Here is a 20125-nt window from a genome sequence, read left to right on the forward strand (position 1 = left end):
ACAAATTCCCGTCAGGGCCGCTGTGCGGCCAGCACCAGATCGGCGGCGCGATCACCGGACCGGACCGATCCCTCGATGGTTGCAGGCAATCCCGTAGCAGTCCAGTCGCCGGCGAGGAACAGGTTTTTCAGCGCGGTGACCGGCCCCGGACGCAGGGCATTCTGCGCCGGCGTGGCGGCAAAGGTGGCGCGCCGCTCGCGCACGATCTGCCAGGGAGGCAGCTCGCCGGAAACGCCGCCTGCCTCGCAGACGTTGTTCCAGATCGCTTGCGCGAGTTCCTCGCGCGGCATGTCGACGAGACGGTCGCCGTTGCTGATGGTCACCGAAAGCCGGTTCGGGAACGCGAACAGCCATTCCACGACGCCGCCGATCACGCCCAGGATCGGCGGCGAACCCGGCGGCGGCTCAAAACGGAAATGTGCATTCACGATGGCGCGGAATTCGGTCGGCGTCTTCAGGCCCGGCAGCAGGCTGGCGGCGGCACGCGGCGGCACCGCCATCACGACGACATCGCCGTCGGCGAGCTGGATCACGTCCTCGCCGCCGAAATTCAGCGCGCCGGCCTTGCCGTCACTGGTCACGAACGCGCGCAGCTCATGGCCGAGCTGAACCGAGTGGCCGCGCTCCTGCAAGAACTTCACGGCGGGCTCGATCAGCACGGCGCTAAGGCCGTCGCGCGCGATCAAGGGACGGCAAGCCTGTCCGCCGGCAAGCAGCGTCTCGCGCACGATCGCGCCGGCGAGCCCGGCCGAGCCCTCGGGCGGATCGACGTTGAGCGCGGCGAGCAGCAGCGGCTGCACCAGGCGCTGATAGAGCACGCCTTCGGTAGGAATGGACTTGCCGACCAGCGTCTCCTCCGAGGCCCAGATCAGCGGCGCCAGCTTGAGATAGTCGGTGAGGCCTGTGTCGGGAACGCGGCGGCTCTCGTCGAGCACCCAGGTCGGCAGCCGGCCGGTGCCGAGATCGATCTGCCAGCGCTGCCCGGTCTTGATATCGACGAAGGGAAACTGCGCGCTTTCAGGGCCGACCAGGCCCGCCTCGGTCCCGATCGAGCGCGCGTAGGCGCGCGCATGGCTGTTGCCCGACAGCAGCAGATGATTGCCGTTGTCGATGGTGAGGTTGGTTGCGCCGTCGAAATAGGAACGGCAGCGGCCGCCGGCCTGGTGCGTCGCCTCGTGCACGGCGACCTTGAAGCCGGCATTGGCGAGCCGCACGGCGGCGGAGAGGCCGGAAATTCCAGCGCCGATGATGTGAGCTGTGTTTTGCATCAGATGAAAGCGTAACGGAGCAGGATCAGGATGCGTGTGACCTTCGACACACGCACCGGCTCGCGCGGCGCGTTGAAGCCGCGCGCGATCAGGAGGTCCAGAATGGAATGATAGTATTTCGACATGATCCGCGGCGCACGCACGGTGCGGCGCTTGTTGCGGTTCATGATCTCGTCCGACTTCTCGAAATGCACCTTCGCACGCTGCGCCAGCGGCAGGCAGACCTTCGGCAGCGCGCGTTCGGCGATGACGCGGTTCGGGTCGTTGGAGGTGATGCCGGCATGCAGCAGCGCTTCGCGCGGCAGATAGAGCCGGCCGAGGCCGGCGTCCTCGTCGATGTCGCGCAGGATGTTGGTGAGCTGAAGCGCGCGGCCGAGATGATAGGCGAGCTGGATGCCGTCCTCTTCGGGCAGGCCGAACACCCGCACCGACAGCCGCCCCACGGCGCTGGCGACCCGATCGCAATAGAGATCGAGCGTCGCCATGTCGGGCGCGCGGATGTCCTGCGGCACGTCCATCTCCATGCCGTCGACGATGGCCAGGAAATCCTCGCGCTTGAGCCCGAAGGTCCTCACCGAGGCGACGTAGTCCTTCAGCCGCGGCGGCGGATTGCCCTGATAGAGCGCGTCGATGTCGGTGCGCCACGCCTGAAGCGCGGCGAGCCGCTCCTCGCGCGGGCCGTCGGAATCGGCGATGTCGTCGACCTGCCGGCAGAAGCTGTAGATCTGGAACATCGCTTCGCGCTGGTCATGCGGCAGGATGCGCATCGCGGCGTAGAACGAGCTGCCGGATGCGGTCGAGCCATAACTGGCGCCGGGCGAGGTCGCCTCAAGCGTCATGTGCAGTCCCCGGTCTGGAAATGGCCTTGCGTCCGATCGCGCGGCGGCCGACTTCGCCGATCATGCCGGCGAGGCTGAAGGTGAGGAGCTCGAACTTGTTGAGATGCACGCGCTCGCGCAGGGGATCGCGCACCTTGAGCAGGCGCACGATGCGGTCGGCATAGGCCTGGATCACCGCGACGTCGATGCCGAGGCGGAAATCCCGGATCTCCGCAGCTAACGACCTGCCCTCGTCGAGCAGCGCTTCGTTGCGCGCGGCGAGCGACTGCAGGCAGGCCAGCATCGCCGGCGGCGACTGGGCAAGGCCGAGCTGCTCGACCGAGGCGCCGCTCGCGGCCAGCGCATCGCGCGGCAGATAGACGCGGTTGAGCTCGCGAAAATCCTTGCCGCAATCCTGGAGGTGGTTGTTGATCTGGAGCGCCGCGCAAAGCGCGTCCGACGCGGCCCAGGTCGAGGTGCTCTCGCCGTGGACGTCGAGCATGAAACGGCCGACCGGCATCGCCGAGTAACGGCAATAGTGGATCACCTCGTCCCAGTTCTCGTAGCGCAGCTTGGTGACGTCCATGCGGAAGGCGATGAGCACGTCGAGCGCGTGGCGCGGCGCCATGCCGCGCTCGGCCAGCGCGCGCCGCAAGACGACGGCTTCGGCCTGGGTGTCGCCCTTGCCGAGCAGCTCCGCCTCGAGCAGATCGAGATAGGCGAGCTTCTGGTCGCCTGGCAGCGTCGCGTGGTCGGCGATGTCGTCGGCAGTACGGACGAAATTGTAATACGCCAGGATCAGCGCGCGATGACGCGGATGAATGATCCAGGACGCGACGGGAAAATTCTCGTCGCGGTCACCCTTGCCGGATCGCAATTCGCTCGCAGAGGTCATCGAGGGCTGGTTTACAATCGTTTGGACAGGAAGAGCTTTTTCGCTCGCGCGGGCTCGTGCCGGCGATGCCGCCGCGGCCCCCATATAGGGGAATACGGCCGCAAAACCAATCCTGTCTCTCGAAGGCTGCCCTGCGGATCCGGCCTGAAAAAGGCGGCCCCGGGGCCGCCCTTGTGGGCCAGTGGCCGAGCTTACTGGTTGTGGTTCTTCAGAACTTGGTCGCAGGCCTGCGAGATCTTGGTCCGGTTCTCCTTCAGGCAGGCCAGGATGGTGAAATCGCCCTGATCGATGACCGGACGGCAGAACTTCTGCACATCGCGCGTGCAGGCCTTCTGCTCGGAGTCCGTGCCACGCCCTTGCTGGGCAAATGCCGCCGTGGAAAGGGACGCCGACAGCAGGGTGAGAGCGACGAGAAGCTTACGCATTGTATTCCTTCATTCTGACGGCAGAATCGCACCAATCCCGGACAGCACAGGGCGGACGACCGGAACGGAATGTTCTGATGGCAAGTCGCCGCGGAGCGTGCGGCCTCGGAGAAGGCACAAGCACTGGCAAATGCGGCCAAATTGGCGCCACACCCACCAAATCAGGTCTTCCCTGCGCCTTCATTGGCAGATGTAAGAGTTTGATACTACGTCATAATTCAGGCGGCCCGCATTTTGCTGCACGCCTGTTGCAGAGCTGCATCGCTCAACCCCTCCGTTTCGGCCGGAAACATGCCGAAACATGGGAAATCGCAGCCGCCGGGCATGGCGCAAAGCCTCATGAACCGCCATCTCTGGCGGCCAGGCTTTGAACCTGACACGGGCTCGAAGCACTAAACCTTCGATGTGGCGAGACGTCCCGATCTTGAGCGGACGTCGTTCCAAAACGGGATATTTGTGATGAAATTCTTTGGGCGATCTGGACTGGCAATCAAGGCGGCCGGCATCGGGGCGGCGCTGCTCTTCTCGGTTTCGGCAAGCCACGCACAGTCGTCCGGACCGTTTGCCGGTTTTGACGGCGCGTGGACCGGCACCGGCACGGTGTCGCTGTCCGACGGCTCCACCGAGCGCATCCGCTGCAAGGCCGACTACAAGGTCGCCGGCAGCGGTCTCAACCTGAAGCAGGCGCTGCACTGCGCGTCCGACAGCTACAAGTTCGACCTCACCAGCGACGTGACGAGCCAGGGCGACCGCATCTCCGGCAACTGGAGCGAGGCCAGCCGCAACATCTTCGGCAATCTCCAGGGCACCGCCGGCGGCGGCCAGATCGAGGTGTTCGTCGAGGCCAACGGCTTCGCCGCCAACCTGTCGCTGCGCACCAACGGCACCAAGCAGACGGTGCAGATCAGCTCCAAGGGCGAGATCCGCGGCGTCAACATCACGATGACGAAGGGCTGACGCCCTTCCCGCGTCGAGAGGAACACGCCCCCGGTTCTCGCGAGCCGGGGGCTTTTTGCTGACATTGTTGCGGATATGGACCCAATTCGCAGACATCTGCTCAAGGCCGCCGGCCTTTTCGTCGCCAGTCGCGCCTTCGCAAATGACCAGCAGGGAACGAGCATGCAGCCTTCATCCGTGAAGCCACGTCACGTGCTCTGCTTCCTCGGCAAGGACGACAGCCTGCTGCAGCCACCGAAGGCGGTGGCCAGGACGATCGCGGATTTCAACTTCGAGATCGACCGCACATATTCGCAAGCCAAGCCCGATCCGCACATGGAGCGGTCGTTCGGCGTGTGCTGGGACCGATTTTTCCCAATGCATGGTCTGCCGCCGACGAAGCAGCCGTGGCCAACCACAAATCGGTGCTCTACGTGCTGAGCCCGCCGATGGACCAGCAGAAGACGGTCGCCTATTCGGCAGCGGCCTTGCGCATCGTCGAGGAGATGATCGAGGCCAGTGCCACCGCCGTGAAGGGCGAAAGCGCAGGCGTTGCCCACGGGCTTGCGCGATGGCGCAGTCTCGCCGATCAGGCACGCACAGGCGCAAAGACGAGCGAGGGCCTCGGCATGACGCTCGCCCTCGCGAAGGCCTGTCGTCTTGCCTTCGCCAAGCGCCCGCTCGGCGGCGATCGCTATTACGAGACCGTCGGCTATCACCTCCTCGGTTTGCCGGAGGTCTATGTCGCGAAATCGCGCGGCAACGAATGGTCCGCGGTGATGCTCATGGAGGAGATCGCAAACGCGATGGCCGAGCGCGGCATCGACGCGACGCTGCGCGATCGCAAGCTTACGCGCTCGCGGGAACAGGACTACGCCGAGGACGACTTCAAGTTCAACCCGTACGGCATCATCCGCATCGAAGCCTGAGCACAGGGCAGCGTTCGCCGCCCCGCGCTTAGATCGCGCGCTTGTCCGCGCCCTGAAGCTTGGCGTGCAGGTTGATCAGCCACATCGCCGTCGGCCGCAGGATGAAGAGGTCGGCGACGAGGGCCATGACCATCGAGAAGGCGCTGAGCCAGCCGAACAGCCGCAGCGACGGCAGGTCGGAGAACACGGTGACGACGAGGCCGCAGGCCAGCACCACCGTGGTCAGGATCAAGGCCGGTCCGACCAGCACGGTCGCCCGCTCCACCGCGAGCGCCGAGCCGACGCCCGGCTTGCTCTCCAGCCTCAAGCGATTGAGGAAGTGGATGGTGGCGCTCAATCCCAGGCCGAACGAGACGGTGAGCGCGACGACGCTGGCGAATTGCAGCCCCTCGCCCATCGCCCACAGCACCGTCCCCGACATCACGACAGGGAAGATGCCCGGCAGGATGCAGGCGAACATCACCACCCAGGAGCGGAAGGCGAGGCCGATGAAGATCGCGACCAGCGCGAATTCGACGGTGAGTCCGCGGTTCAGCTTCTCGATCATGCTGGCGGAATTGCGCGCCGCGATGGCGGCAAGGCCCGTCACCGCGACCTCGTAGCCGGGATGCTTCTTGCGGACGGCGTCGAGCTCGGAATCGAGCTTGTCCACGATCGGCAGGAGTTGGCTGGAATCCTTGTCCGGCACGCGGCCTGCGACCACGACCGCATCCTGCTCGGCGTCGATGAACCGCCGCACCAGATGCTCGGGAATGACACCGATATATTCCTTCAGCGTCGCAACGTCGGCGCTGCCGGCCTTTTCCGCGAGCCAGCGGCGCAGGGTCTCGACCGACCAGACGTTGCCGACACCGGCCGCCTTCTCCACGGTCGCATGCACGTCGGCGATCGTCTGCAGCGTCTCCGGCGAATAGAGCGATTCACCCTTGGGGAACTGGACCAGCACGTTGACCGGGTTGGCGCCGGTGAGCTTGGCGTCGAGCCGGTCGCTGGCGGCGACCGCCTGGCGCTTGTCCGGCACCTGGTCGGCAAGCCGGTAGCGCGGCTCCAGATTGGCGTAGATGACGCCGAGGCCGCCGACGAACAGCACCGCGATCAGGCTGAACAGGCCTGGCCGGCCGACCATGCGCACCGCGATCCAGTAGCAGAAATTGCGTAGCGCCTGGACGCCGGCGTCCGCCCCCTGGAACTTGACCGCGAAGACCTTCTCGTTGCGCACGAACAGCACGCCGAACACCGGCACCAGCGACAGCACCGCGACCAGCGCGATGATGGTGGCGGCGAGCCCCGCCTCGCCGAACTTGCGGATCAGGTCGGAGCTGGAGAACTGGAGCGCGATGAAGGAAATACCGGCGGTGCCGTGCGTCAGCACGCAGGCGGGTCCCACCACGAGCACGGCGTTCTTGAACGCGGTGAACTTGTCCTGGCCCGCGATCAGCCGGTCGCGCGCGGCGAAAGTCAGCTGCATCGAGTCCGAGAAGCTGATGACCATGATGAGCGGCGTCATCACGTTCAGAAACATGTTGAGATTGAAATTGGCCCAGCCGAGCGCGCCGAGCGCCAACAGGATCGCGATCATCGGCGGGAACGCGGCCGCGATCATGAACGAGATCTTGCGGAAGAAGATGATGGCGATGACGCAGCCGGCGAGAATGCCGAGGATGTTGTAGGTCAGCCCGTCGCGCTCGACCGCGTTGCGGATCTCGAGCTGCATCACCGGCACGCCGGACAGCTGCACGTTGAGCCCGGTGTCGCCGAGATCCTCCTTCATCAGCGCGCGGATGTCGGCGACGGTCTTGGTCAGCTTGCTGGAGGCGACCACCTCCGGATCGAGCGACAGCACGATCAGGGCCAGCGTGCCGTCCTCCGACAACAGCTTGCCGCGGATGATCTCGTTGTTCTTGACGGTTTCGATGAACTTGTCATAGGCCGCGCCCTCGGGCAGCTCGGGCGGGAACAGCGCCGCCGGCAGCTTGCCCGGGGCCGGCGCCTGGCGCGCCGAGAACAGCGAGACCAGCCCGCGGGTGCCTTCGACCAGCTGCATGTCGGTGATGAAGTCGCGCAGCTTCTCGAGGTTGTTCCGAGCCAGGAGGTTCTTGCCTTCGACCACGACGAGGACGTCGAACTCCTCGGCCGGAAACTTCTTCGTCACCTCTTCGTACTGGTGGAATTCGCGGGTGTCGGAGCGGAACAGCTGCGACAGCGAATCGTCGATCTTGATCCGGTGGATGCCGAATACGGCGCCCACGATCAGGACGAGCAGGACGATGCAGGAGACGATCGGCGCCCGGACGGCGATCAGCCCGATGCGCTCCAACCCGAAGGCGATGGAGGACGCGGGTCCCTGCTCGACCTTGTCGACATGAACCTCACTCTCGCTGTGCTTTTCGAGCATGCCTTATCCAGTTCCTAAATCGGCTCGGTCTGTGAGCTTATTGCGCTCCGCGAACGGCTTGAAAACGCCATACCAATGGGAGGCTTGCCCCTTGAAAATGCGCGGAAAATCGCCGCGAGGGGTTTAGCAGGTCCATAGCCTCCCTCGCAAGCAGGCGAAGTGTGGCCAAACCGATCAAGATGTGGCGATTTTGCCGGAATGCCCGTTATTCGGGCAAGGACGTGCCAATTCGACGCGGCGCCCGGTCCGCGCTCTCGTCTTTCAGCGCGACGCCGGTGACCTCCCTTGCCAGCCCCTCCCGGAGGAGCCAGGCGATCTTGAAGGCGGCCTCGTCATTGCTCAACCCAGCGTGGTGGATGTTCGACACGCAATTGCGCTCGGCATCGGTGCGGCCCGGCGTCGGCGCGAAGGTCAGATAGGCGCCGAGGCTGTCGGGCGCGGACAGGCCGGGTCGCTCGCCGATCAGCGTCACGACCATGCGCGCGCCGAGAATGGCGCCGATCTGATCGCCGAGCGCGACGCGCGCGCCGGAGGCGACGACAACATGGCCGAGCGCGACAACATCGTCGGCTGCGAGCAGCGGCAGCAGGCGCGTCACCAGCGCCACCGCATGGGCGTGGACCGCCGCCGCCGACAGGCCGTCGCCGATCACGATCGCAAGCTGGCATGGCCTTGAGGCAATTCGCGCCAGAGCCTCGATTGAGCCGGCATCAAGCTGCCGCCCCAGATCCGGCCGCCGCAGATAGTCCCTGCGGTCGGCCGCCCGGCTCCTCGCCTCGGTGACGGCGAGGCCGAGCGCACCGAGATCCGCGAGCAGCCGCGGTACGTCGAAGACTGCATGCACGGCATCGCGGGCGCGGGCGTGGTCCAGCGTGAAGTCGAGCAGCGCGCGTGTCGGCACGCTTGCGCCGCTGCGGCCGAGTGCAACGCGCGCAGGCGTGAACGACCGCAGATCGAGGGTCGGGCGGCGCGGGACGGCCGGATCAGACATGTTGCGTCATTCGGCGGGAACGGAAGCCTCGCGCAGCCGGATCGAATAGTTCGAGGCGTTCTGCTTGCCGCTGGAGGCCGCGCGGGCAAAGGTGATGAGATGGTGCGCGATCAGGGTGCAGCCGATCAGGCCTTCGAGGTCGCCGCGCTTGATGCGACCCAACGCGAACTTCCAGAACACGCGCCTGTAGTCGCCGAGCACGCCGACCTTCCAGAAGATGTTGCGCAGCATGACGAGACCGCGCCTGATGTTGGGCCAGGTCTTCATCTCGTCCGCCACCGGCATCTTGAGACGATGAGGATAAACGTGGTCGCATTGATACTGGAAGCGCGCGAACACCTTCTCGGGCTCGTAGGCGACGCCCATGGCGTGCTTCCAGGATGCGACGACGTCGTCATAGGGCAACAGGAAGTCGACGTTGGAATCGCGGCCGTCGTCCTCGATCAGGCGCCCTTCCCGCTCCAGACGGTCCCACAGCGGCGTCTTCGGCAGCGCCTGGAGCAGGTTGATCGTGAGCAGCGGAATCCGGGACTCCTCGACAAAGGCGAGCAGCGCCTCCGAGGTGTTCGGCTTGTCGGTGTCGAGCCCCATGATGATGCCGGACACCACCTCCATGCCGTAGGAGTTGATGGTGCGCACGCCCTCCAGGATCGGGACCATCATGTTGTGGTCCTTGTGCATCGCCTTCAGCGCATCGGGATCGGGCGTCTCGATTCCGCAGAAGATGGTGATGAAATAAGCCTCGCGCATCTTCTCCAGGATCTCGGGGCGCTTGGCGATGTTGAGCGTCGCCTCGCAGGCGAGCCGCACCACGTAGCCGGTCTTCTTCTGCCATTCGATCAGATGCGGCAGCAGGTCCATCGCCGCCTTGCGATTGCCGATGAAATTGTCGTCGACGAAATAGACCGTGTCGGTCATGCCGCATTCGCGCAGGCGATCGAGCTCGGCGATGATCTGCTCCGGCGACTTGATGCGCGGGTTGCGGCCGTAGAGGCCGGGGATGTCGCAGAACTCGCACTGATAGGGACAGCCGCTTGAATACTGGATGCTGCCGAGGAAGTATTTCTTCACGTCGGCAAGCTCGTAGGCCGGGATCGGAAACTCCGTCATCGGCACCCGGTCCTTGGTGGTCAGCACCACCTGGGTCTCGGGGCGCGAGATGTCGCGCGACAGAATCTCGATCAGCTGGTTGGTGGCGTCGCCGAGTTCGCCGACATGCAGATAGTCGAAGGACGGATAATAATCCGGGCAGGCGCTGACGGAGGGCCCGCCGAGCGCAACCGGGAGATCGAATTCATGGGCGCGGCGGCAGATGTCGTTCATCTGCTGGCGCTGGATGTGCATGCCGCTGACGAAGACGACTTCCGCCCAGCCGAACTCCTCTTTCGTGGTGCGGCGCAGGTTCTCGTCGACGAACTTGACCTGCCAGTCCTCGGGCAGATAGGCCGCGAGCAGCAAAAGCCCCTGCGGCGGCATGAAGGCGCGGACGCCGTCGGTCAGCGGATAGGAATGCTCGAACGTACCGAACGACGACGTGTAACGCGGAAACACGCAAAGAATCCGCCGCGACGTACCGTTGCTTTCAGCTCGCATCAAAGCTCCCCCGCCACGCTCGACCTGGTTGCGGAAATTGCCAGCCAGACACATAGCGTAATGCTGTCGCCGGAATTTCTCAATATTGTGGCGTGAGCTTAATTCCGAGAGCGGCCAATGGTTTCCGGGGGCGAGCTGGCGCCTCTCTCACCTCAGGCGATCAGCCGGGAGGCAAAATCGGGCAGCAGGCCTGCATCGCCGGCAAGGCGGAAATCGGCGCCCACGATGCCCGACTGCGCCAGCCAGTCGTCGAATTCCGGCGCGCGGCGCAAACCGAAGACGTCGCGGACATAGAGCGCGTCGTGAAAAGACGTCGACTGGTAATTCAGCATGACGTCGTCGGCGCCGGGGACGCCCATGATGAAGGTGACGCTGGCGGCGGCGAGCAGCGTCAGCAGGTTGTCCATGTCGTCCTGGTCTGCCTCGGCGTGGTTGGTGTAGCAGATGTCGACCCCGAGCGGCAGGCCGAGCAGCTTGCCGCAAAAATGATCCTCCAGCCCCGCCCGGATGATTTCCTTGCCGTCGTAGAGATATTCCGGGCCGATGAAGCCGACCACGCTGTTGACCAGCAGCGGGGCATAGGCGCGTGCGACCGCATAGGCGCGCGCCTCGCAGGTCTGCTGGTCGACGCCGTGATGGGCATTGGCGGACAGCGCCGAGCCCTGGCCGGTCTCGAAATACATCACGTTCTGCCCGACCGTGCCGCGCCGCTGCGACAGCCCGGCCTCCTGCGCCTCCCGGAGCAAGGCGAGATCGACGCCAAAGCTACGGTTGGCGGCCTCGGTGCCGGCGACCGACTGGAAGACGAGGTCGACCGGCACGCCCTGCCCGATCAGCGACAGCGTCGTCGTGACATGGGTGAGCACGCAGCCTTGCGTCGGAAGCTTCAGCCGCGCGATGATCTCGTCGAGCAGGCGCAGCAATTGGGCGATGACGGTCGGGTCGTCGCTGGCGGGATTGATGCCGATGCAGGCATCGCCGGCCCCCAGCAGGATGCCGTCGAGGATCGAGGCGGTGATGCCCCTCGCGTCGTCGAACGGATGGTTGGGCTGGAGCCGCGTGCTCATCCGCCCCTTCAGCCCGATGGTATTGCGGAAGGCGGTGGTCACCTCGCATTTCCGCGCCGCCAGGATCAAATCCTGGTTGCGCATCAGTTTCGAGACCGCGGCCGCCATTTCCGGCGTGATACCGGGGGCGAGCTTGCGCAGGATCTCGGGCGTCGCCGCGTCCGACAGCAGCCAGTCGCGGAAGGCGCCGACCGTGAGCGAGGCCACCGGCGCAAAGGCCCTTGCGTCATGGCTGTCGATGACGAGGCGGGTGACCTCGTCGGTCTCGTAGGGGATGAGCGCTTCCTGCAAGAACTGTCCGAGCGGAACATCCGCGAGCGCCATCCGCGCCGCGATCATCTGCTCGGCGCTGGCAGCGGAAATTCCGGCCAGCCGGTCGCCGGAGCGCGGCGGCGTCACCTTGGCGAGCAGGTCGCGCAGATCCGGGAAGGCATAGGTCGTGGCGTCGATGGTATGGCGATAGACCAAGGTCCCCTCCGGGGTTCGTCGGCCAAAGGCCGACTCCAGGACTATCCTGAAACTATACCTTCGGATCAAGACGCTGAAATAACTTACCTTTCTTTCGACCAAGGACAAAGGCGCGTTAACGCCGCGTCCATCTTCATTCTGCATAGTTTTGCATAGATTTTTACACGACCGCGCTCACCGGCCGCCTCAGGCCATTCGGGCCCCTGAAAACCATGACCATCGACCAATCTGGGAATGCCGCCGGCCTGGCCGGCCGCTTCACGCTTGCCACCAAGCTCTATGCGATCTTCGCGCTGTTCGCACTGCTCACGGCGGCGATTGCGATGCTGTCCGACTACAACAGCCGCCGCAGCGCCGACCTGATCAGCGCGATCGAGACGGCGAACGCGGCCGCGCTGAACGTCGAGCGCGTCAACTCGCTGGTCTATGCGGTGGTGATGGAATCGCGCGGCGTCTACATGTCGACGGAGCCTGCCGTCGTGAAGAAATACGGCGAGGGCCTGCTCAAGTTCAACGCGCAGATCCTCGACGTCGTGAAGCGCTGGGAAACCATCGTCAGGGACGACGATGCCGAGCAGTTCGCCACCTTCAGGAAGCGCATCGAGCAGTTCGTCGAGTTTCGCAAGGAGCTGGTCCGCCGCGGCGTCGAAATCAATGCGGCCGCGGGCCGCGAATGGGGCGACAACGACGCCAACCGCGCCGTGCGCTCGGCGCTGAACAAGGATCTCGAGGCACTGTCCAAGGTCTATGCCGAGCGCGGCAAACAGATCGCCCGGCAGACCGAGACCAACCGCACCCTGTCCTTCGTCCTGACCAGCCTTGCCGGCGTGGCGCTGGCGCTCGTCGTGATCGGCATCGTCATCATCGCCCGCTCGATCGCCCGGCCGCTCGCCTCGATCACCGCCACCATCAAGCAGGTCGCCGATGGCGCCGAGAACGTCGTGGTGCCGTACGGCAACCGCGCCGACGAGATCGGCGGGCTGGCCCGCGCGATCCAGATCTTCCAGGACGCGATGGGGCGCAACCGCAACCTCGCCTCGCAGGTCTCGCAGGATTCCGCCGCGCGCGAGCAGCGCGCCCGCCATATCGAACGATCCGTCGAGGAGTTTCGCGACGCGATCGGCGCGATCATGCGCGGCCTCGGCGACAACGCCTCGGTCATGCGCGAGACCGCGCAGACCATCACGCGCGTCACCGCGGATGCAAGCAACCGGGCCGGCATGGCCGCAAACGCCAGCCAGCAGGCCTCGCACAACGTCACGGCGGTCGCAGGCGCGGCCGAGGAGCTGTCGGCCTCCGTCGAAGAGATCGGCCGGCAGGTCCGGCAGAGCGCCGGCGCGGTCGAGCAGACCGGCCAGCGCACCGAGAAATCGATCTCGGAGATCGAGAGCCTCGCCGCCGCCACTCAGCGCATCGACGGCGTGCTCAACCTGATCCAGGCGATCGCAGAGCAGACCAATCTGCTCGCGCTCAACGCCACCATCGAGGCCGCCCGCGCCGGCGACGCCGGCCGCGGCTTTGCCGTTGTCGCGCACGAAGTGAAAGCGCTCGCAGGCCAGACCGCCAAGGCGACCGCCGAGATCGGCGAGAACGTCTCCATGATCCAGGCCTCCACCCGCAACGCGGTCGATGCCGTGCGCGAGATCGGCGGCGCGGTGCGCGAGATCAACGAGGTCACCTCGGCGATTGCCGGCGCCGTCGGCCAGCAGGACCAGGCCACGCGCGAGATCTCCTCCAACGCGCAAAGCGCCGCCCAGGGCAACGAGACGCTGGTCGCCAACATCACCTCGCTGCGCGACGCCATCGGCGAGACCGATACGGCGGCATCCTCCGTGCTGACCGCGGCGAGCAGCCTGACCGCGACCGCGGAGACGCTGTCGCGCGAGGTGGAGAAGTTCTTCCAGAACCTGCGGTCGGATGCCCGCGCGGCCAGGGCGGGATAGCGCGCCTTTGCCGGCGTGAAGCCGGCGGTGGCACGCCCCAGACAAAAAACGCGAAAACAACCCCATGCACAGTAGCCGGGGACAGTTTTTTCAATAACTTGGCCGGCGGCGCGACACCTTGCGGATTTTACGAAGTCGATTTGACTCGTCGGGCAAAACACCGGCATGATGTCACCATGGCGGCGGTGCAGTTCGCCGAACCGTACCCTTCCGCCCCGAAGATCGACCTCTTCGTTGACGAACCTCGCGAGGAGACCATCGAGACGTTTCCACCGTCCCGAACGGCCGTGCTCTCCCTCTTTGTTCAGCCAACCGGTCCGGGGATCCAATCGTCGCCGGAAAGCGGCCTGACTGTTACGTCGGGAATGACCCCGAGCTCCAGGCTCGGATCGAAATGGCGCATCGTCCGCTCATTGAGATCAATGATGCGGCCAGGCCTGAGCGGCCCCACGTCGTTTATCTTGACGATGACCTTCTTGCCTGCGGCCTCGACGAGAGCATATTTCGGCCGAGCGCCAAATTGGACCCCACCAAATTTCTGACGCAAACTCGTCTTGATGGCAGCCGTCCACAGCGAGGGATCATAACGCTCGCCCGAGGCTGTGCTTGGGCCGCCCTCCTCCTTGCCGGGCTTGAACGGATTGTACATGGATGCTGCGCCAACGATCGCATCCCCAGAGGCGGCATTGACGATAGCGCTTGAGTGAGCTCCACCCGTTTCACTTCGAGCAGCGGTAACAGAAACGGCAAGCGCAACCACGGCGCCGCAAATTGCGGCGCTCGAGCGGAACACCATTATATCTCCTTTGATTTTCTCGATCGTCCGGTTCCGGATGCCGCAAGACATGGACAAGCGAACGCTGAAGCGTTCAGGAACTTGCGCCAATCTTTTGCGGATTCGAGCCAACCCCTGGCTACGGAACCGTTGTGGGAACCAGAGCGGTCCCACGGAGTGTTTTAATTCTCGCCGTCTAAGACAGGGATTGCGTCAGCAGAATGACCGACGAGAGCCACCGCTAAATAGCGCGGCCGTGTGAGTACGGCGGTAAAAGTGCGCAGTATCGAGCTTGCAATCCCGAGGAGTCCCGTGAAGGGATCGTGCAGCTCCAAAATCAAGAAGATCGCGCAGGCAAACAACCGCGCGCATACAAACAACGAGATCGCGACGACCTGGGGGTATTGACGCGCTCCCGGCCTGGCGTCGATGCCAAAACCGGATCGAGAGAAATCAACTGGGCAAACGACTTTGGCCCACTGCCAACTTCCAATTGATCGATCAGACGACGGAGATAATGCCGGGCATCACCCTGATCGCTCTGATCTCCGATCTTCCCGGGACGAAGGAACTCAAGGAACTTTCTCTTGCCGTGAACACGCCGGATGGTGTGGTTCTTGTGGTCGGCTGTTCGCATCCCGGAATCGAACGCATCGTAGAGGCCGCAACAGTCATCAATCCGAAGATTCATCTCGTTGCCGGCGGCTTCCACCTTGTGGTTGCCACCGACGACGCCATCGAGAAGATCGTGATCGCCCTCAAGGACAAGTTCCGGGTCGAGAACATTGCCCCCGGTCACTGCACGGGTGAACCGACGTTTGCGGCGCTGAAGAAGGCATTCGGCGCGCGATACATCTATGCCGGTCTCGGCACATCGCTGGTTATCGGGCCCGACATCAATTCCAACGTCCGGCGTGGCGAGGCGCCGGCGCTTGACGATTTCGCGGTCTATCGCAAGCTTGCCAGTCGCGAAGACTGATTTCCCGCGGAAGAGCGGCGCTGCCATCGGCCGATCAAGTCGAAATCGGGGAGCAACTGGGTTAGTTCACGGCGCCCGGGTCGTCACGCCACGCCCACCCCGCCTGATCAACTCCTTGCCGACCGCGGCCAGATGCACCTGGTCAGGCCCGTCGCCGATGCGGATGAAGCGGGCGTAGACATAGGCGCGGGCGAGGAAGGTGTCCTGCGAGACGCCGGCGGCGCCGTGGATCTGGATGGCGCGGTCGATGACGCGGGCGGCCATGCTGGGCACCACGATCTTGGCCGCGGCGATCAGGTCGCGCGCCGCCTTGTTGCCCTCGCGATCCATCTTGTCGGCGGCCTGCAGCGTCAAGAGCCGCGCCTGCGCGATCTCGCAGAAGGAGTTGGCGATGTCCTCGCGCACCGAGCCCTGCTCGGCGAGCGGCTTGCCGAAGGCTGTGCGCGAGACCGCACGCTGGCACATCAATTCCAACGCACGCTGGGCGCAGCCGATCAGGCGCATGCAGTGATGGATGCGGCCGGGGCCGAGCCTCCCTTGCGCGATCTCGAAGCCGCGGCCCTCGCCGAGCAGGATGTTCTCCGCGGGCACGCGGACGTTGTCGTAGACGATCTCGGGATGGCCGACCGGGGCGTCGTCATAGTCGTAGGTCAGCATGTCGCGGACGATGCGCACGCCCGGCGTCGCCTTCGGCACCAGGATCATGGATTGCTGACGATGGCGGTCGGGATGATCGGGCGCGGTCTTGCCCATCACGATCAGGATCTCGCAATCCTCGTTCATCGCGCCCGACGTGAACCATTTGCGGCCGTTGATGACGTAGCTGTCGCCGTCGCGCTTGATCTCGCACTGGATGTTGGTGGCGTCGCTGGAGGCGACCTGCGGCTCCGTCATAGAGAAGCGGAGCGGATGCGCCCCTCCAGCAGCGGCGTCAGCCAGCGCTCCTGCTGCGCCGGCGTGCCGTAGTTCGCCAGCACCTCCATGTTGCCGACATCGGGCGCCGAGCAGTTGAAGACCTCGGGCGCCCAGAGGATGCGGCCCATGATCTCCTTTACGGGCGCGTATTCGAGGTTGGTCAATCCGGGTCCGTGCTCGCCTGACAGAAACAGGTTCCAGAGCCCCTGCTCGCGCGCCAGCCGCTTCAGGTCCTGGAGAATTTGCGGCGTCTTGTAACGCGTGGCTTCCGGTTTCACCTGCTCGTAATAGAGCTCCTCGACCGGCTCGACATGCGTCCGCATGAACCGGCGGACGCGCTCCTGGAGCTCCAGCGAACGGGCGGAGTGTTGAAAGTCCATCTGCATCCTCCGGTTCGCTGTGGGCTAGTATCGTAGGGTGGGCCAAGCGAAGCGTGCCCACCGCTTCTGTTGCAGTGTTGGATCGGTGGTGGGCACGGCGCAAGTGCGCCTTTGCCCACCCTACGATTCCGAACTCGCGGAGAGGGAAGAGGGTGCACCGTCTCGGTCTCCCGCTCGCTTCTCCGCGCGTCAGGTCCCGCGCAACAGCTCGCTCGCCACGACCCAGTCGTTGCCGTCGAACTGGAGCATATAGCCGTCCTTGATGGGGCGGAAATCCTGCGGCGTGGTGTTGAGCGTGATGCCGGGCATCAGCAGCGACAGCGGCACGCTCTTTAAGTTGGCCGCCTGCGCCATGATGTTCTCGCGCGTCAGATTGTCCTTGCACTGCCTCAGCAGGACCACTAGGGCCTCGGCGACGGTGTAGCCGTAGAGACCGGCGACATTGTTGATGTCGGCATTGGGCAGGCGCTTCTTCATGAAGTCGATATAGGCCGTCATCGCCGGATCGTCCTTCGGCGCCTCGACGAACGGCTTGAGCGAGCCGAGCGACAGCACGCCCTTGCCGGCATCGAGGCCGGCCGGCACCATCACGGTGGCCTTGTTGGCGCAGCCGCTGGCGATGAAGCGCTGCGGCTGCCAGCCGACCTCGTGCGCCTTCCGGACCGCCTGCGCGCAGGCGCGCGGCGTCACCGAATAGATCAGGAAGACATCGGCCTTGGTGTTGGCGAGCGTCAGCACCTGGGAATCGACGGTGGGATCGGCGACCTCGAAGCTCGAGGCCATCGCGATCGCCTTGTCGGCGTCAGCGCCGAGCGCTTCCTTGACGCCGCGCAGATATTCCTTGCCGGCGTCGTCGTTCTGATAGAGCACGGCGAACCGCGCATTCGGATTCTTGGCGCGGGCATAGGCGACGTCGATCGCGGCCTCGCTGGTGTAGTTCGGCGCCCAGGGCAGCGCCATCGACCACGGCATGTTGACGGGATCGTTCCACTTCGAGGCGGAGCTGATCAAGAAGAGCTGCGGCACCTTGTTGCTGTTGAGATATTTCGCGATCGCCGAGCTCGGCGCCGTGCCCATGGTGGCGAAGATGAAGGCGACGCCGTCGCTCTCGACCAGCCGGCGCGCCGCCTCCATGGTCTTGGGCGGCGAGAACGCGTCGTCGAGCGAGATCAGATTGAGCTTGCGGCCGTTGACGCCGCCCTTCTCGTTGACCTCGTCGAAATAGGCCGCGATGACCTTGCCGGTGATGCTGAGCGGCGAAGCCGGCCCGCTATAGGGCATGGTGTTGCCGATCTTGATCTCGGTGTCGCTGACGCCGGGACCGTAGATTTCTGTGCGGAAGCGGGCGTGGACAGGGAGGCGACAGCCAATGCTGCGGCCAGGGCCAAAGCGGCTTTCATGGTTTCTCCCCGATGATTATCGCCGCGCGACGCCATCAGGCGAACGCGCGACGCGCTGCTTTTTGTCAGCGCGTCAGATCACCGGAGTTCCGCAACACGGTCTTGCGTCGAGTTGCTGGTTAGCTAGTGTGGCGCCGCCGCAGGCTGAAGCCCAGGCTGACCCAGCCCGCGCCCGCCATGATCAGGTCGATGCCGAGGAACAGGCCGAGGATGTAGACGCTGTTGACCGGCCAGCGCGCCAGGATCAACAATCCGAGCAGCAGCGTAATCACGGCCGAGAGCGCCACCCACACCCACGGGCTTTCGCGCTTCATGCTGAAGGCGAGAAACAACCTGACCGCGCCGGAAGCGAGCAGCGAGGCGCCGAGGAACAGCGTCAGCAGGACGGCGGCGAACAGCGGATTCTCGAAGGTCAGGAAGCCCGCGACGACGTAGAGCACGCCGAGCAGGGCCCAGATCAAGAACTTGCCCCAGCTCTTCATCTGGAACGCCCCGATGATTTCGGTGACCCCGGCCACGATCATCATCGCACCGACCACGATCACGCTCGCCACCGTCGCCATGACCATGCTGCCGAGCGCTACGAAGCCGGCGACGAGATAAACGACACCGAGCGCGACGATCCATCCCCATTTGGCATGCAGCGCGGTGATGCCCGAGCCGAGACTGGGATGGTGAGACGTATCCGAAGCACTTGTCATGGCGGCCACTCCTGCATGCGAAGCCCGCGGGCACACGCCAGACTAGCACGCACCGCACCCGGGCAACAGCCAGCAGAGCAGCCTTCACCGGCAGCAACATTGACGCAAATCAAGATCGAATGCGGCGCTTCAGTCCGGAATGCTGAAATAGAACGCCGCCCCCTTGCCCACCTCGGCGCTGGCCCAGATGCGTCCGCCATGGCGTTGCACGATGCGCGATGCGATCGAGAGGCCGATCCCCGTGCCCTCGTACTCATCGGAATCGTGAAATCGCTGAAACGCCGCGAACAGCTTGTCGGCCTGCTGCATGTCGAAGCCGGCGCCGTTGTCGCGCACGCAATAGACCGTTTCGCGCCCTTCGGTCCAGCCGATCACCGTGACCAGCGGCTTCTCCCGGGTGCGGGTGAACTTGAACGCATTGGAAAGAAGATTGACGAGCACCTGCCGCAGCAGTGCCTGATCGCCGACGCATCCGGGAATTTCGCCGACATGGACGAAGACCCCACGGCCGGCATGCTGCCGGCGCAGTTCGTCGACGACCTCGCCGACGAGTGCTCTGGTATCGACCGGCCCCTTCGACAGCGGCTGGCGGCCGAACCGCGACAGGCGCAACAGTCCGTCGATCAGGCGCTGCATGTGCTCGCCGCTTGCCAGGATGGCGCCGGCCAGCTGCCGCGGCTGGTCCGGCCATTGCGCGGAATGATCCTCGATCAGCGTCTCCGCATAGCCGACGATGACCGAGAGCGGACCGCGCAGATCGTGCGCGACGGAATAGGCGAATGCCTCGAGCTCCCGGTTGGCGGCTTCGAGCTCGAGGGTCCGCTCGCGGACCCGCAGCGCCAGCTCCGCATTCTCCAGGTGCAGGCGCCGCACCGCGAGCGCGCGCTCCAGCACGGGAATGACGACGCTGAGCTTGAACGGCTTGAGAATGTAGTCGAGCGCCCCCGCCTTCATGGCCTCGACCGCCGTCGCGATGGTGCCGTCGCCGGTCATGATGATGCCGACCAGATGCGGATCGATCTCCCGCGCGGCCCGCAGCAGCTCGATGCCGTCCATGCCCGGCATCATCAGGTCGGCGAGCAGGAGGTCGCATTTCGTGCGCTGCAGCTCCGCCAGCGCGGATCTGGCGTCGGTGAAGCCGACCGCATCGTAATCCTCGACTGGCAACGTGTCGCACAGCGCCCGCATCTGCGCAGCCTCGTCGTCAACCACCAGGATGCGGGCCTTTGACTTTGCGGTCGGCATTT

Annotated in this window: 14 protein-coding genes and 3 pseudogenes; 4 read left to right on the plus strand and 13 right to left on the minus strand. The window is 64.9% G+C overall.

The genetic code is table 11. From position 1 onward, the window contains the following. Positions 1-11: 11 nt before the first annotated feature. From hpnE to ACFLEY_RS31490, 4 genes are all read right to left on the minus strand, one after another. Positions 12-1268 carry a hydroxysqualene dehydroxylase HpnE gene (gene hpnE / locus ACFLEY_RS31475; RefSeq protein WP_060911138.1) on the minus strand — a complete coding sequence of 419 codons (1257 nt, stop codon included), beginning with the start codon at positions 1266-1268 and terminating at the stop codon, positions 12-14. Further along, entirely contained in the window at positions 1268-2107 is an 840-nt protein-coding gene (gene hpnD, locus ACFLEY_RS31480) for a presqualene diphosphate synthase HpnD (protein WP_060911137.1), read from the minus strand. Before hpnD ends, hpnE begins: the two co-directional genes overlap by 1 nt. Further along, positions 2097-2981, minus strand: coding sequence for a squalene synthase HpnC (gene hpnC, locus ACFLEY_RS31485; protein ID WP_060911136.1), 885 nt, complete (start codon positions 2979-2981; stop codon positions 2097-2099). Before hpnC ends, hpnD begins: the two co-directional genes overlap by 11 nt. 191 nt (positions 2982-3172) lie before the next feature. Continuing rightward, entirely contained in the window at positions 3173-3406 is a 234-nt protein-coding gene (locus tag ACFLEY_RS31490) for a hypothetical protein (RefSeq protein ID WP_028172330.1), read from the minus strand. A 459-nt stretch (positions 3407-3865) separates the two neighbouring features. On the opposite strand from ACFLEY_RS31490, the gene ACFLEY_RS31495 reads away from it, so the two are divergent. Further along, positions 3866-4363 (plus strand): hypothetical protein, encoded by a 498-nt coding sequence (locus tag ACFLEY_RS31495; RefSeq protein WP_027544089.1) that lies wholly within the window; start codon positions 3866-3868, stop codon positions 4361-4363. 75 nt (positions 4364-4438) lie between these two features. Continuing rightward, a pseudogene (locus ACFLEY_RS31500) lies at positions 4439-5271 on the plus strand (hypothetical protein). A 28-nt stretch (positions 5272-5299) separates the two neighbouring features. On the opposite strand, the gene ACFLEY_RS31505 reads toward ACFLEY_RS31500, so the two are convergent. The 4 genes from ACFLEY_RS31505 to ACFLEY_RS31520 form a co-directional block, all read right to left on the minus strand. Beyond that, positions 5300-7666 carry an RND family transporter gene (locus tag ACFLEY_RS31505; protein ID WP_011085781.1) on the minus strand — a complete coding sequence of 789 codons (2367 nt, stop codon included), beginning with the start codon at positions 7664-7666 and terminating at the stop codon, positions 5300-5302. A 205-nt stretch (positions 7667-7871) separates the two neighbouring features. Further along, positions 7872-8657 carry an ethanolamine ammonia-lyase subunit EutC gene (gene eutC / locus ACFLEY_RS31510; RefSeq protein WP_060911135.1) on the minus strand — a complete coding sequence of 262 codons (786 nt, stop codon included), beginning with the start codon at positions 8655-8657 and terminating at the stop codon, positions 7872-7874. A gap of 6 nt (positions 8658-8663) precedes the next feature. Next, a complete protein-coding gene (locus ACFLEY_RS31515) occupies positions 8664-10250 on the minus strand; it encodes a B12-binding domain-containing radical SAM protein (RefSeq protein ID WP_028172333.1) in 1587 nt (528 codons plus the stop codon). 152 nt (positions 10251-10402) lie between these two features. Beyond that, positions 10403-11785: an ethanolamine ammonia-lyase subunit EutB gene (locus ACFLEY_RS31520; RefSeq protein WP_211433397.1), complete on the minus strand. Its 1383-nt coding sequence runs from the start codon at positions 11783-11785 to the stop codon at positions 10403-10405. Positions 11786-11997: 212 nt separating this feature from the next. Between ACFLEY_RS31520 and ACFLEY_RS31525 the strand changes: the two genes are divergently transcribed. After that, complete coding sequence (locus ACFLEY_RS31525; protein ID WP_060911133.1) at positions 11998-13728, plus strand: methyl-accepting chemotaxis protein; 1731 nt, start codon at positions 11998-12000, stop codon at positions 13726-13728. A 304-nt stretch (positions 13729-14032) separates the two neighbouring features. Here the strand turns inward: ACFLEY_RS31525 and ACFLEY_RS31530 are convergent, their stop codons facing one another. Further along, positions 14033-14524, minus strand: a complete 492-nt coding sequence (locus ACFLEY_RS31530) for a septal ring lytic transglycosylase RlpA family protein (RefSeq protein ID WP_082757228.1) — start codon at positions 14522-14524, stop codon at positions 14033-14035. A gap of 472 nt (positions 14525-14996) precedes the next feature. On the opposite strand from ACFLEY_RS31530, the gene ACFLEY_RS31535 reads away from it, so the two are divergent. Next, positions 14997-15482, plus strand: a complete 486-nt coding sequence (locus ACFLEY_RS31535; protein ID WP_249162740.1) for an MBL fold metallo-hydrolase — start codon at positions 14997-14999, stop codon at positions 15480-15482. 66 nt (positions 15483-15548) lie between these two features. On the opposite strand, the pseudogene ACFLEY_RS31540 reads toward ACFLEY_RS31535, so the two are convergent. From ACFLEY_RS31540 to ACFLEY_RS31555, 4 genes and pseudogenes are all read right to left on the minus strand, one after another. Next, positions 15549-16777, minus strand: a pseudogene (locus ACFLEY_RS31540) (acyl-CoA dehydrogenase family protein). 189 nt (positions 16778-16966) lie between these two features. Beyond that, positions 16967-18177, minus strand: a pseudogene (locus ACFLEY_RS31545) (ABC transporter substrate-binding protein). Positions 18178-18296: 119 nt separating this feature from the next. Beyond that, entirely contained in the window at positions 18297-18878 is a 582-nt protein-coding gene (locus ACFLEY_RS31550) for an HdeD family acid-resistance protein (protein ID WP_028172340.1), read from the minus strand. 129 nt (positions 18879-19007) lie between these two features. Further along, a complete protein-coding gene (locus ACFLEY_RS31555; RefSeq protein WP_060911131.1) occupies positions 19008-20123 on the minus strand; it encodes a response regulator in 1116 nt (371 codons plus the stop codon). Positions 20124-20125: the final 2 nt, after the last annotated feature.

The organism is Bradyrhizobium sp. YCK136 (assembly GCF_044570075.1).
Lineage (GTDB): Bacteria > Pseudomonadota > Alphaproteobacteria > Rhizobiales > Xanthobacteraceae > Bradyrhizobium > Bradyrhizobium diazoefficiens.